The sequence below is a fragment of the Shewanella sp. SACH genome (assembly GCF_001887095.2).
Lineage (GTDB): Bacteria > Pseudomonadota > Gammaproteobacteria > Enterobacterales > Shewanellaceae > Shewanella > Shewanella baltica.
The window spans coordinates 1-13,120 of record NZ_MPDG02000012.1; the positions used below are offsets into that span (position 1 = coordinate 1).

Below are 13,120 nucleotides of genomic sequence, written 5' to 3' on the forward strand. Positions count from 1 at the left end.
AGAAGTGAAACGCAAACGCGCCGATGGTAGTGTGGGGTCTCCCCATGTGAGAGTAGGTCATCGCCAAGCGCCTAATTATCTCATTGAGATGTAACGAAGCCAGCTGAATAAGCTGGATTTTTTGCGTCTGCAATTTGTGAAATTCAGCGTGATTTTTCGCCTAAATACCCACTCCACGATGACTATTTCATCAATACGTGTCCTCCGCGTTAGCTGCAATCCTCGCTTTTAGCAGTTACAATGTGTTTTTGTCGTCATTGATCAAACACATGTCTCTATCTCATAGCCTTAAATCGTTTAATTCCTTTGGTTTAGCCCAGTCTTGCGCCGATCTTGTTGAGGCGCACTCAAAAGAAACTGTTCAGGCGATGTGTTTGCCACTATGGCAACAGCAATTGCCTATGTTGGTGCTTGGTGGCGGTAGCAATCTGGTCTTCACAGAGGACTTTAACGGTACAGTTGTCAGGATTTTATCGAAGGGGATAAAAGTATCTGAAGACGGAGAAGCATTTTATCTCGAGGTTGAGGCGGGTGAGAATTGGCACGAGTTAATTCAGTTTACGCTCGAGCATGGCATGTTTGGGCTGGAAAATATGGCGTTAATTCCTGGAACGGTTGGCGCAGCACCTATCCAGAATATTGGCGCTTATGGTGTTGAACTCTGTGATGTGTGTGATTGGGTTGAGTATCTTGATTTACCCTCAGGTGAGTTTGTGCGTATAAGTACAGCTGAGTGTCAATTTGCTTACCGTGAGTCTATTTTCAAAGACAAATTGCGCAATCTTGCCGTAGTGACAGCTGTCGGACTGCGCTTAGTTAAAAGGTGGCAACCGCGTTTGGCCTATGGCCCATTGCAATCGTTTGATGCTGCAACCGTCACTGCGCGTGAAATTTTTAATCGCGTATGCCAAGTGCGCAGTGAAAAGCTCCCCGATCCTGCTGTGCTCGGCAATGCAGGCAGTTTCTTTAAAAATCCTATTGTTAGCGCGGCCTGTTATCTAGATTTAGCACAGCGTTTTCCGACGATAGTGGGTTACGCACAAGCGGATGCGACGGTGAAATTGGCGGCAGGTTGGTTGATTGAACAAGCGGGACTGAAAGGTTTTGTGCTTGGTAATGCGGCTGTGCATGACAAACAAGCTTTGGTATTAGTGAATCGAGGCGGGGCAACGGGGCGCGATATTTGTCGCTTAGCGCTGCATGTTATTGCGCAAGTACAGGATAAATTTGGTGTTGTGCTAGAAGCGGAACCTAGAATCATGGGCGCTAACGGTGAAGGAGATTTGTATGTCTGATAATTGGGGAAGAAAGCGCCAGATATTAGCGTTATTGTCTAGCGGTCAATTTGTTTCAGGCGAGCAGTTAGCCACTGAACTTGGGATTTCGCGCGCCGCTGTAAATAAGCACATTGATGCGTTAGAAACCTATGGCGTAGCAATTTATAGCGTTAAAGGTCGCGGCTATAAGTTAGCCAATCCCATCTCTTTGATTGATGCTTCACGTTTAGTGCAGTCAATTGATAACCGTTGTTTTTATTTTGATGAGATAGCAAGTACCAACGGCTTTATGCTTAGCCATACCACTGAGCTAAAAAATGGCGATGTGTGCGTGGCAGAGTATCAATCTGCAGGTCGCGGTCGCCGAGGTCGAACTTGGGTGTCACCCTATGGGCATCACTTGTACTTCTCATTTTTTTGGACATTCCCGCAGGGAATGGCACAGGCCATGGGTCTAAGTTTAGTGGTGGCGTGCACTCTCGTTGAAGTGCTTAAATCGTTTGGGGTCGAGAATATTGGGGTTAAGTGGCCGAATGATATCTATTTGGATAACAAGAAGCTTGCTGGGATCTTGATTGAAATGTCGGGACAGGCGGATAGTCAGTGCCAGCTGATCATTGGTGTTGGCGTTAATATGGCGATGTCAGAGGAGCAAGGCAAAGGTATCGATCAGCCTTGGAGTGACCTGTCAGAGTTGGTCGATATGCCAGATAAGACTGCGCTTGTTATCGAATTACAGAAGCAACTGAAGCGCGATATCCAGCTATTTGAACGTGAAGGATTAGCTACATTCAAGGCTCGTTGGCAAGCGGCAGACTTATTTTATGGCCGTGAAATACGTTTGCTTATGGGTGAAAAGTCTGTCGAAGGGATTTGTCGCGGTGTTGATGAGCAGGGTGCGGTATTGCTCGAAACCGCCGACGGTGTGCAAGCATTTATCGGCGGCGAAATTAGCTTAAGGGCACGCTAAGCACCCAAGAGACTATTTTACAGAAGACTATTTGCGCATCAGTACGTGGGACATCAAATGATCCTGACCTTTCTGTAGGATCAAATGCGCCCTTTCACGGGTCGGCTGAATATTCAATTGCAGGTTGGGACCGTTAATCGTGTCCCAAATATTGGCGGCAATGGTATTGGCTTCATCATCGGTTAGCGACGAATAGTGATGGAAATAGGATTTCTTGTCACTGAAGGCGCCAGAGCGGAATTGCAAGAAGCGTTCTTTGTACCATTGTTTGAGTAACGGCTCTTCCGCATCGACATAAATAGAAAAGTCGACAAAATCGGAGACAAAAGGACGACGGGTATCGACGGGGGAGTCTAGCCCAGTCTGCAATACATTCAAGCCTTCCAAAATTAAGATGTCTGGCTGAGAAACGGTTTGGTGCTGATTCTTCACTCGGTCATAGGTGACATGTGAATAGATAGGGGCTTTCACATGGGGTTGGCCAGATTTTACTGCTGAGATAAACTCAACCAGCATTTTCATATCGTAGCTTTCCGGAAATCCCTTACGTTGTAACAAACCTTTACGTTTCAAGTCTGCCAGCGGATACAAAAAGCCATCCGTTGTGACGAGATCGACCTTAGGGTGCTCAGGCCAATGCTGTAGCAAGGCTTGCAAGATACGCGCTGTGGTACTTTTACCGACGGCGACACTGCCGGCAATACTAATGATGTAAGGGCTTCTTGATGGCTTTTGGCCAAGGAACTCATCAACCACTAAGCCACGTTGCTGTTTAGCTTTGACGATCAAATTGAGTAGCCGGCTAAGGGGGAGATAAATATCAGTGACTTCCGATAAGGAAATCTTCTCATTTATGCCTCTAAGGTTTTCCAAGTCTTGCTCACTCAGCGTCAGCGGCACTGAATCTCGTAACTCAGACCATTGCAGGCGCTCAAAGGCGAGATAGAGTGCTTTTTGAATTGAATTTTTAGAAGTCATTGGCTTTCCTCAGCTTAGGAAAGGCACAGTACACTATGAGATTATTCGGAACAATACTAAATGGGTGATTGCAGTCGTGTTTCCGTCGTCGTTTGATGTATTCGCTGTTTAATTGGTCGTCAAAGTTGGATAACGTGTAAAAAAACACCGTTCAAGCGCTTTTTTTACGTAAATGGACGTTTTTTACTTGCACTTGAGAGCGCATTTACCTAATATCCCGTTCCGAAATGATATGCCGGCATAGCTCAGTTGGTAGAGCAACTGACTTGTAATCAGTAGGTCCCGAGTTCGACTCTTGGTGCCGGCACCATTTTCTGTGGAGGGGTTCCCGAGTGGCCAAAGGGATCAGACTGTAAATCTGACGGCTCAGCCTTCGAAGGTTCGAATCCTTCTCCCTCCACCACTTTTTTCTAGGTAGTTAGGTAGCCTTAGTTAGGTTGCGCGGACATCGTATAATGGTATTACTCCAGCCTTCCAAGCTGATAACGCGGGTTCGATTCCCGCTGTCCGCTCCAAATTAGTTGCTGATATGGCTCAGTTGGTAGAGCACACCCTTGGTAAGGGTGAGGTCGGCAGTTCGAATCTGCCTATCAGCACCAGCCTCTCTAAATTTAGCTCCTACGCCTAAACATAATCGGTTCGATGTCATTTTAATGCATCGGATTTTTTCTATATGTTAGTTTTCATCACCAAGATTCTTGGACTGAGGCATTACCATGGCTAAAGCTAAATTTGAACGTATTAAGCCCCATGTAAACGTGGGCACCATTGGTCACGTTGACCATGGTAAAACCACACTGACTGCAGCTATCTCTCACGTACTGGCTAAGACCTACGGTGGCGAAGCTAAAGACTTCTCTCAAATCGATAACGCTCCAGAAGAGCGTGAGCGCGGTATTACAATCAATACCTCTCATATCGAATATGACACGCCTTCACGTCACTACGCACACGTAGACTGCCCAGGCCATGCTGACTATGTTAAAAACATGATCACTGGTGCTGCACAGATGGACGGCGCGATTTTAGTAGTAGCTTCAACAGACGGTCCAATGCCACAGACTCGTGAGCACATCCTGCTTTCTCGTCAGGTTGGCGTACCGTACATCATCGTGTTCATGAACAAATGTGACATGGTAGATGACGAAGAATTACTGGAATTGGTAGAAATGGAAGTTCGTGAACTTCTGTCAGAATACGATTTCCCAGGTGATGACTTACCAGTAATCCAAGGTTCAGCTCTGAAGGCGCTAGAAGGCCAACCAGAGTGGGAAGCTAAGATTCTTGAATTAGCAGCTGCACTGGATTCTTACATTCCAGAACCACAACGTGACATCGATAAGCCGTTCCTACTGCCAATCGAAGACGTATTCTCAATCTCTGGCCGTGGTACTGTAGTAACTGGCCGTGTTGAGCGTGGTATTGTTAAAGTGGGTGACGAAGTTGAAATCGTTGGTGTTCGCACTACGACTAAAACAACGTGTACTGGCGTAGAAATGTTCCGTAAGCTGCTTGACGAAGGTCGTGCAGGTGAGAACTGTGGTGTGTTATTACGTGGTACTAAGCGTGATGACGTAGAACGTGGTCAAGTATTGGCTAAACCAGGTTCAATCAACCCACACACTACTTTTGAATCAGAAGTTTATGTTCTGTCAAAAGAAGAAGGCGGACGTCACACTCCATTCTTCAAAGGCTACCGTCCACAGTTCTACTTCCGTACAACTGACGTAACCGGTACTATCGAACTGCCAGAAGGCGTAGAGATGGTAATGCCTGGCGACAACATCAAAATGGTAGTTACTCTGATTTGCCCAATCGCGATGGACGAAGGTTTACGCTTCGCAATCCGTGAAGGTGGTCGTACAGTAGGTGCTGGTGTAGTAGCTAAAATCATTGCTTAATAGCGATAGAGATTAGTTTGAAAAGGAAGCTTCGGCTTCCTTTTTTGTTTAAGTGGATTATTTCATAGGTTTTGTGGTTTGCATGGGATTCGCATCCTTGCTTACAAAGTCGAATAAGAATACAATCTATGGCCGATTTTTGACCCTGAGCTTATGCTATTTTGCGTTTCTAAGGGTGTTCGGAAATGCAGAGTATGATGTGGGAATTATGCCCGTCAATTAATGTGCTCTAAGCTCAGGCCGTATTGAGTAACGGAAAAACCGATGACAACAAATACTGAAAACCAGAACAATTCTCTGGATATCGTGAAGTGGGGTTTAGTGATTGTATTGCTAGCCGCTGCTGTTATTGGCAATCAAATGTATAGCGAAGCCAGTGCCGTCATACGTGCGCTTAGTGTTATCGTTGCATTCGCTATTGCTGGTTTTATTGCGCTCCAGACTGTAAAAGGTAAAAAAGCGTTAGCTTTTGCCCGTGAAGCGCATATCGAAGTGCGCAAGGTTGTATGGCCGACGCGTCAAGAAGCGCTAAACACCACTTTTATTGTCCTTGCAGCAACAGGTATCTTAGCTCTTATCCTTTGGGGTATGGATGCTGTGTTAATGCGAATTGTCAATTTTATCACTGGCGTATAGGCACCTCGAATGACTGAAGCTAAAGAAGCTAAAAAAAGATGGTATGTAGTGCAGGCATTCTCAGGCTATGAAGGCCGAGTTTGTAAGTCACTGATTGAATACATTAAGATGCACGGCATGGAAGAATACTTCGGTGAAGTATTGGTTCCGACTGAAGAAGTCATTGAAATGCGTGCAGGTCAGCGTCGCAAGAGCGAACGTAAATTTTTCCCTGGCTATGTGTTAGTCCAGATGGAAATGAACGATGACAGCTGGCATTTAGTCAAAAGCATCCCGCGTGTTTTAGGCTTTATTGGCGGAACGTCTGATCGTCCTGCCCCAATTTCAGATAAAGAAGCGGATGCAATTCTGCGTCGCTTACAAGAAACGACAGCGTCACCGACTCATAGAACCATATTTGAGCCAGGTGAATTGGTTCGTGTGTGTGATGGTCCATTTGCTGACTTTAACGGTACCGTTGAAGAAGTGGATTATGACAAGAGCCGCGTAAAAGTATCAGTAATGATCTTTGGTCGTTCTACGCCTGTTGAACTTGATTTCAGTCAAGTTGAAAAAGGCTGATTAAATAAAATACAAAATCCGTTTGGCAACGGGGGCGAATTTCTATATAATTCGTCCCCGTTGTTTTCGGGGGAGCACTTCAGCATGTCGCTGATGCGCGTTTGAACCCAAACTGAGGAAATGTCAGATGGCAAAGAAGATTGATGCTTATATTAAGCTACAAGTAAAATCAGGTTCTGCGAACCCGTCACCACCAGTTGGTCCAGCTTTGGGTCAAAAAGGTGTGAACATCATGGAATTCTGTAAAGCGTTTAACGCCCGTACAGAAAAAATGGAAAAAGGCATGCCTATTCCAGTCGTGATCACTGTATACAGTGACCGTTCATTCACTTTTGAAACCAAGACTTCTCCAGCGTCTTACTTACTGAAGACTGCTGCAGGCCTGAAATCAGGTTCTCCACGTCCAAACACTCAGAAAGTGGGTACTATCGCTCGCGCTAAAGTTCAAGAAATTGCTGAACTTAAAGCTGCCGATATGACTGGTGCTGACATTGAAGCGATGACTCGCTCAATCGAAGGTACTGCGCGTTCAATGGGTTTGGTTGTAGAGGATTAATATAATGGCAAAGCTAACTAAACGCATGCGCGTAATTCGCGAGAAAGTTGACGGTACTAAAAGCTACGATATCAACGAAGCTGTTGCTCTGTTAAAAGAATTAGCAACTGCAAAATTCGTTGAAAGTGTAGACGTAGCAGTTAACCTGGGTATCGACCCACGTAAATCTGACCAAAACGTTCGTGGTGCAACAGTGTTGCCACACGGTACTGGTCGTGACGTTCGCGTTGCAGTATTTACACAAGGTGCAAATGCTGAAGCTGCTAAAGCAGCTGGCGCTGAGCTAGTTGGTATGGATGATCTGGCTGAGAAAATCAAAGCCGGTGAAATGAACTTTGACGTGGTTATCGCATCTCCAGATGCAATGCGCGTTGTTGGTATGTTAGGTCAAATCTTAGGCCCACGTGGTTTAATGCCTAACCCTAAAACAGGTACAGTAACGCCAAACGTTGCTGAAGCTGTTAAGAATGCCAAGGCTGGTCAAGTTCGTTACCGTAACGACAAGAACGGTATTATCCACACTACTATCGGTAAAGTGGATTTCACACCAGTTCAATTGAAAGAAAACTTGGAAGCGTTAGTGTCAGCACTGAAAAAGGCTAAGCCTGCAGTTGCTAAAGGCATTTTCGTGAAAAAGATCAGCATCTCTACCACTATGGGTGCAGGTGTTGCAGTTGATCAAGCTACGCTTGAAACAACCGTATAATTTTACAAAGCGCGTGCATTAGTCTACAATGCGCGCACTTTGTGGGTTGAAGCCTGTTTTATCCTCCGTTTTAGCGGTGTTTAACTCAGGTTTCCGTCCAAGACCGCAGGTGTTTTTTGTAAAAATAACTTAATTTCCTGCGTAGACGGTGTCAGGCCCCAGCTAAATTTTTTTACTGGATAATCTGCACCGTAAGTCACTAAATACATAAGTATTTAGTATGGTAAATACTAGGGAATACCCTAGGTAGAATCCAGGAGTAAAGCCAATGGCATTAAGACTCGAAGACAAAAAAGCGATTGTTGCTGAAGTCAACGAAGCTGCCAAAGGTGCGCTATCTGCAGTTGCCGCTGATTCTCGCGGTGTGACTGTAGGTGCTATGACCGGTCTGCGTAAAAAAGCTCGCGAAGCTGGTGTATATGTACGTGTAGTACGTAACACATTGGCTCGTCGTGCTGTTGAAGGTACTGCTTTTGAGTGCCTAGCAGAGACGTTCACTGGCCCAACTTTGATCGCTTTTTCTTTAGAGCACCCAGGTGCTGCAGCACGTCTGTTAAAAGACTTTGCTAAAGAACAAGCTAACTTCGAAGTTAAAGGCGCAGCCTTTGAAGGGAATTTCATCCCTGCAGCTGAAATTGATCGTTTGGCGAAACTGCCAACATACGAAGAAGCACTAGCTCAGTTAATGATGACTATGAAAGAAGCATCTGCTGGCAAGTTCGTTCGTACACTGGCCGCCCTGCGCGATCAAAAACAAGAAGCCGCTTAATTTCAAGCTGGCTGCTTAATAAAATTGAATTCAGAACAATAGGAAACATTTGTTATGTCTATCACTAAAGACCAAATCTTAGAAGCCTTTGCAGCTATGTCTGTAATGGAAGTTGTTGAACTAATTGAAGCAATGGAAGAGAAGTTCGGCGTTTCTGCTGCTGCTGCTGTTGTTTCTGGCGGTGCTGAAGCTGCTGTTGTTGAAGAACAAACAGAATTCAACGTAGTTCTGACTGCTCACGGCGACAACAAAGTTGCAGTAATTAAAGCTATCCGTAGCGCAACTGGTCTAGGCCTGAAAGAAGCTAAAGCTATGTCTGAAGCTGCTCCAGTAGCAGTTAAAGAAGGCGTTTCTAAAGAAGAAGCTGAAGCTCTGAAGAAAGAACTTACTGAAGCTGGTGCTTCTGTAGAAATCAAGTAAGCTATTATTTAGCTTGCTCACCCAAGCCACTTGGGTGGAGGCTGGCGGTTTTTTAACCGTCGGCCTTTTTTGCGCTATATGCGCTGGCGATTTTTTTTCACCGTTTGTCGCCAAATTTTGCAGTCCCTAGCAGAGATTACTGGTTAGGTTCTTGCCATCAACGGTGATGGGCAAACGTGCTGAATTTAATAACATAAGTTATTTATTCAGTCTTGGTCACATCTCGTAAGCAGAGGAAACCCATGGTTTACTCCTATTCTGAAAAGAAGCGTATTCGCAAAGACTTTGGTAAGCGTCCAAAAGTTTTGGATATCCCTTATTTATTGTCTATCCAGCTAGACTCTTTTAAGAAGTTCACCGATCAAGATCCTACCGGTGAGCGCGGTTTAGAAGCCGCCTTCCGTAGCGTTTTTCCCATCAAGAGCTTTTCTGGTAATTCAGAACTGCAATACGTCAGCTATAAGCTTGGCGAGCCTGTTTTTGATGTGAAAGAGTGTCAGATCCGTGGTGTTACGTACTCAGCTCCACTACGCGTTAAATTACGCATGGTGTTGTATGACCGTGAAGCAGCGGCGGGCACAGTAAAAGATATTAAAGAACAAGAAGTCTACATGGGTGATATCCCATTGATGACGGATAACGGTACTTTTGTTATCAACGGTACTGAGCGTGTAATCGTATCTCAATTACATCGTTCTCCAGGCGTGTTCTTTGATCATGACCGTGGTAAAACCCACTCATCAGGTAAGGTGCTGTATAACGCACGTATTATTCCTTACCGTGGTTCATGGCTTGACTTTGAATTCGATCCTAAAGATGCACTATTTGTGCGTATTGACCGTCGCCGCAAATTGCCTGCGACCATCATGTTACGTGCATTAGAATATTCTACTCAAGAGATCCTCGATCTGTTCTTTGAACGCGTTGAGTTCAAGATCAAGAAAGATACTCTGGTTATGGCTTTGGTTCCTGAGCGTCTGCGTGGCGAGACTGCCAGCTATGACATCAAGGATGCTGAAGGTTCTGTATTGGTTGAAGCCGGTCGTCGTATCACTGCGCGCCACATTCGCCAATTAGAAAAAACCAATACCACTGAGCTCGAAGTGCCAGTTGAATATATCGTGGGCAAGTATGCTGCTCAAGATTATATCGATCCGGACACGGGTGAAGTTTTAGTCTCTGCCAACAGTGAAATTAGCCTAGAAGATCTGGCTAAATTATCATTGGCCGGTATTAAAGAACTCAGCACGTTGTATATCAACGAGCTAGATCATGGTGCTTATATTTCAGATACGCTGCGTATCGATTCAACCACTAACCGCTTAGAAGCGCTGGTTGAGATCTATCGTATGATGCGTCCTGGCGAGCCACCAACCAAAGATGCTGCCGAAGCACTATTCCAGAACTTGTTCTTCAGTGAAGAGCGTTATGACCTGTCTAAAGTCGGTCGTATGAAGTTCAACCGTCGTCTCAGCATTCCTGATGACGAAGGTAGCGGTGTATTGTCTAAAGAAGACATCGTCGCGGTAATGAAGAACATCATTCATATCCGTAACGGTTTCGACGAAGTCGATGATATCGATCACTTAGGCAACCGTCGTATTCGTAGCGTCGGTGAAATGGCTGAAAACCAATTCCGCGTAGGTTTGGTCCGTGTTGAGCGCGCCGTGCGTGAACGTCTATCATTAGGCGATCTGAACGAGCTGATGCCACAAGACTTGATCAACGCTAAGCCAATTTCTGCTGCAGTGAAAGAGTTCTTCGGTTCTTCTCAGCTGTCACAATTCATGGACCAAAACAACCCGCTATCAGAAGTAACGCATAAGCGTCGTATTTCTGCTCTTGGCCCAGGTGGTTTGACTCGTGAACGTGCAGGCTTCGAAGTCCGCGACGTACATCCAACGCATTATGGTCGTTTATGTCCAATTGAGACCCCTGAAGGTCCAAACATTGGTCTAATCAACTCATTAGCAAGCTTTGCCCGTACTAACTCATACGGCTTCCTTGAAACGCCATACCGCAAGGTTATCGACGGCGTGATTACTGACGAAGTGGAATACTTGTCAGCAATCGAAGAAGGTCGTTATGTGATTGCACAGGCGAACATTGAAATTGATGCGAACGGTCGTATGGCAGAAGAGCAAATTGCTTGTCGTCATAAAGGTGAATCTACCTTTATGCGCGCTGCTGACATCCAGTATATGGACGTTTCGCCACAACAGATCATTTCTGTTGCTGCGTCGCTCATTCCGTTCTTAGAACACGATGATGCTAACCGTGCATTGATGGGTGCGAACATGCAACGTCAAGCCGTACCAACACTGCGCTCTGAAAAGCCGCTAGTAGGTACTGGTATTGAACGTACTCTTGCTGTTGACTCAGGTGTTGTGGTTGTTGCTAAGCGTGGTGGTTTTGTAGACTACGTTGATGCGAGCCGAATCGTTGTTAAGGTAAATGAAGATGAGCTACGCCCAGGCGAAGCCGGTATCGACATTTATAACCTGACTAAGTACACCCGTTCTAACCAAAACACTTGTATCAACCAACGTCCTTGTTGTTCAGTTGGTGAGCCAGTGGTTCGCGGTGACGTGTTAGCAGACGGTCCGTCTACTGACTTAGGTGACTTAGCCCTTGGCCAGAACATGCGTATCGCGTTCATGCCTTGGAACGGTTACAACTTCGAAGATTCGATCTTAATTTCTGAGCGCGTAGCGCAAGAAGACCGCTTCACTACTATCCACATTCAGGAGCTGTCTTGTATTGCTCGTGATACTAAGTTGGGTAGCGAAGAAATCACGGCTGATATTCCAAACGTAGGTGAGTCTGCTCTGTCGAAACTCGACGAGTCAGGTATCGTTTACATTGGTGCAGAAGTGAAGGGCGGCGATATTCTGGTTGGTAAAGTGACGCCAAAAGGCGAAACACAGCTAACGCCAGAAGAGAAGTTATTGCGAGCTATCTTCGGTGAGAAAGCGTCTGACGTTAAAGACAGTTCACTGCGTGTACCTAACTCTGTTAAGGGTACTATCATCGACGTTCAGGTATTTACCCGTGACGGCGTTGAGAAAGACAAGCGTGCAGTTGAAATCGAAGAGATGCACATTGCCCAAGCTCGTAAAGACTTAGGTGAAGAGTTCAAGATCCTTGAAGAAGGTGTATTGAGCCGTGCGCGTAACTTGTTAATCGGTGCTGGTTTCACTGACGCGCAAATTGCTGCCTTGCCACGTAAAGATGTTTTGATTCAAGTCATTGACGATGAAACTAAACAAACTGAACTTGAGCAATTGGCTGAACAGCATGAAGAGCTGAAAGCTGACTTCGATAAGAAGTTTGAAATCAAACGTCGCAAGATCACCCAAGGTGATGACTTGGCTCCAGGCGTACTCAAGATTGTTAAGGTTTACTTAGCGGTTAAGCGTACTATCCAACCTGGTGACAAGATGGCGGGTCGTCACGGTAACAAGGGTGTTATCTCTAAGATTTGCCCAATCGAAGACATGCCGTATGACGAACAAGGTAACCCAGTAGACATCGTATTGAACCCACTAGGTGTTCCATCACGTATGAACATTGGTCAGGTACTTGAAGTCCATATGGGCGCCGCTGCCAAAGGTATTGGTAACAAGATCACTGCGATGCTTGAAGAACAGCGTGAGCTGGCTGAAGTTCGTGGCTACATCAAACAAGTTTATGAATTAGGTGACGAAGTGCAACAGCGCGTCGATATCGATTCATTCACTGATGATGAAGTATTACGTCTTGCGACTAACCTGAAAGGCGGTATCCCGATTGCAACTCCTGCATTCGATGGTGCTAAAGAGAAAGAGATCAAGCAGATGCTTGAACTTGCAGGTTTGCCAACCTCTGGTCAGTTGAAGTTGTTTGATGGTCGTACCGGTAACGAATTTGAGCGTCAAGTAACTGTTGGTTACATGTACATGCTCAAACTGAACCACTTAGTTGATGACAAGATGCACGCCCGTTCTACCGGTTCGTACAGCTTAGTGACTCAACAACCACTGGGCGGTAAAGCTCAGTTCGGTGGTCAGCGTTTCGGTGAGATGGAAGTGTGGGCACTAGAAGCATACGGTGCCGCTTATACGCTTCAAGAAATGCTCACTGTTAAATCGGATGACGTTAACGGTCGTACTCAGATGTATAAGAACATCGTCGACGGTAACCATCAGATGCAACCTGGCATGCCAGAGTCCTTCAACGTGTTACTGAAGGAGATCCGTTCACTCGGTATTAATATCGAGTTGGATCAGGCATAAGCGCAGGCCTTTAGCCGCGTTTGGCAAACAGAATGGTGCTCCGTGCGAGCGGAGCACCCGGTTTAACTCCTT

General features: G+C 45.7%; 11 protein-coding genes and 4 tRNA genes. 14 read left to right on the forward strand and 1 reads right to left on the reverse strand.

All coding sequences use genetic code 11. The features are described from left to right. The first annotated feature begins 269 nt into the window (after positions 1-269). Both murB and birA read left to right on the forward strand, forming a co-directional pair. Positions 270-1,295, forward strand: coding sequence for a UDP-N-acetylmuramate dehydrogenase (gene murB / locus BM607_RS21210; protein WP_071940713.1), 1,026 nt, complete (start codon positions 270-272; stop codon positions 1,293-1,295). Further along, positions 1,288-2,247 (forward strand): bifunctional biotin--[acetyl-CoA-carboxylase] ligase/biotin operon repressor BirA, encoded by a 960-nt coding sequence (gene birA / locus BM607_RS21215; protein ID WP_071940712.1) that lies wholly within the window; start codon positions 1,288-1,290, stop codon positions 2,245-2,247. The genes murB and birA overlap by 8 nt, the downstream gene beginning before the upstream one ends. Before the next feature lie 27 nt (positions 2,248-2,274). Here the strand turns inward: birA and coaA are convergent, their stop codons facing one another. Further along, positions 2,275-3,225 (reverse strand): type I pantothenate kinase, encoded by a 951-nt coding sequence (gene coaA, locus BM607_RS21220; protein ID WP_071940711.1) that lies wholly within the window; start codon positions 3,223-3,225, stop codon positions 2,275-2,277. A gap of 234 nt (positions 3,226-3,459) precedes the next feature. Between coaA and BM607_RS21225 the strand changes: the two genes are divergently transcribed. The 12 genes from BM607_RS21225 to rpoB all read left to right on the forward strand — a co-directional run bounded on the left by BM607_RS21225 (position 3,460) and on the right by rpoB (position 13,048). Continuing rightward, positions 3,460-3,535: transfer RNA gene (locus BM607_RS21225), tRNA-Thr, on the forward strand. 8 nt (positions 3,536-3,543) lie between these two features. Beyond that, positions 3,544-3,628: transfer RNA gene (locus BM607_RS21230), tRNA-Tyr, on the forward strand. A gap of 38 nt (positions 3,629-3,666) precedes the next feature. After that, positions 3,667-3,740 (forward strand) — tRNA-Gly (locus BM607_RS21235). Positions 3,741-3,748: 8 nt separating this feature from the next. Continuing rightward, positions 3,749-3,824 (forward strand) — tRNA-Thr (locus BM607_RS21240). A 117-nt stretch (positions 3,825-3,941) separates the two neighbouring features. Next, positions 3,942-5,126: an elongation factor Tu gene (gene tuf, locus BM607_RS21245; RefSeq protein WP_071940698.1), complete on the forward strand. Its 1,185-nt coding sequence runs from the start codon at positions 3,942-3,944 to the stop codon at positions 5,124-5,126. Between the two features lie 264 nt (positions 5,127-5,390). Continuing rightward, entirely contained in the window at positions 5,391-5,762 is a 372-nt protein-coding gene (gene secE / locus BM607_RS21250) for a preprotein translocase subunit SecE (RefSeq protein WP_006083613.1), read from the forward strand. Between the two features lie 9 nt (positions 5,763-5,771). Continuing rightward, the gene (gene nusG / locus BM607_RS21255; RefSeq protein ID WP_006083612.1) at positions 5,772-6,323 is read left to right on the forward strand and encodes a transcription termination/antitermination protein NusG; all 552 of its coding nucleotides are present in this window, start codon (positions 5,772-5,774) and stop codon (positions 6,321-6,323) included. Positions 6,324-6,450: 127 nt separating this feature from the next. Then, positions 6,451-6,879, forward strand: coding sequence for a 50S ribosomal protein L11 (gene rplK / locus BM607_RS21260; protein ID WP_006083611.1), 429 nt, complete (start codon positions 6,451-6,453; stop codon positions 6,877-6,879). A 4-nt stretch (positions 6,880-6,883) separates the two neighbouring features. Next, positions 6,884-7,585 (forward strand): 50S ribosomal protein L1, encoded by a 702-nt coding sequence (rplA, locus tag BM607_RS21265; protein WP_006083610.1) that lies wholly within the window; start codon positions 6,884-6,886, stop codon positions 7,583-7,585. A gap of 268 nt (positions 7,586-7,853) precedes the next feature. Beyond that, a complete protein-coding gene (rplJ, locus tag BM607_RS21270) occupies positions 7,854-8,354 on the forward strand; it encodes a 50S ribosomal protein L10 (RefSeq protein WP_006083609.1) in 501 nt (166 codons plus the stop codon). A 54-nt stretch (positions 8,355-8,408) separates the two neighbouring features. Next, positions 8,409-8,774 (forward strand): 50S ribosomal protein L7/L12, encoded by a 366-nt coding sequence (gene rplL / locus BM607_RS21275; RefSeq protein ID WP_012588809.1) that lies wholly within the window; start codon positions 8,409-8,411, stop codon positions 8,772-8,774. Positions 8,775-9,016: 242 nt separating this feature from the next. Further along, the gene (gene rpoB, locus BM607_RS21280) at positions 9,017-13,048 is read left to right on the forward strand and encodes a DNA-directed RNA polymerase subunit beta (protein ID WP_006083607.1); all 4,032 of its coding nucleotides are present in this window, start codon (positions 9,017-9,019) and stop codon (positions 13,046-13,048) included. Positions 13,049-13,120: the final 72 nt, after the last annotated feature.

What these genes read in the sequence shown, in the direction of transcription:
- murB (WP_071940713.1), top strand. Translation starts at nt 270, where the DNA reads ATGTCTCTATCTCATAGCCTTAAATCGTTTAATTCCTTTGGTTTAGCC.
- rpoB (WP_006083607.1), top strand. Translation starts at nt 9,017, where the DNA reads ATGGTTTACTCCTATTCTGAAAAGAAGCGTATTCGCAAAGACTTTGGT.
- rplA (WP_006083610.1), top strand. Translation starts at nt 6,884, where the DNA reads ATGGCAAAGCTAACTAAACGCATGCGCGTAATTCGCGAGAAAGTTGAC.
- nusG (WP_006083612.1), top strand. Translation starts at nt 5,772, where the DNA reads ATGACTGAAGCTAAAGAAGCTAAAAAAAGATGGTATGTAGTGCAGGCA.
- rplL (WP_012588809.1), top strand. Translation starts at nt 8,409, where the DNA reads ATGTCTATCACTAAAGACCAAATCTTAGAAGCCTTTGCAGCTATGTCT.
- rplK (WP_006083611.1), top strand. Translation starts at nt 6,451, where the DNA reads ATGGCAAAGAAGATTGATGCTTATATTAAGCTACAAGTAAAATCAGGT.
- secE (WP_006083613.1), top strand. Translation starts at nt 5,391, where the DNA reads ATGACAACAAATACTGAAAACCAGAACAATTCTCTGGATATCGTGAAG.
- rplJ (WP_006083609.1), top strand. Translation starts at nt 7,854, where the DNA reads ATGGCATTAAGACTCGAAGACAAAAAAGCGATTGTTGCTGAAGTCAAC.
- tuf (WP_071940698.1), top strand. Translation starts at nt 3,942, where the DNA reads ATGGCTAAAGCTAAATTTGAACGTATTAAGCCCCATGTAAACGTGGGC.
- birA (WP_071940712.1), top strand. Translation starts at nt 1,288, where the DNA reads ATGTCTGATAATTGGGGAAGAAAGCGCCAGATATTAGCGTTATTGTCT.
- coaA (WP_071940711.1), bottom strand. Translation starts at nt 3,225, where the DNA reads ATGACTTCTAAAAATTCAATTCAAAAAGCACTCTATCTCGCCTTTGAG.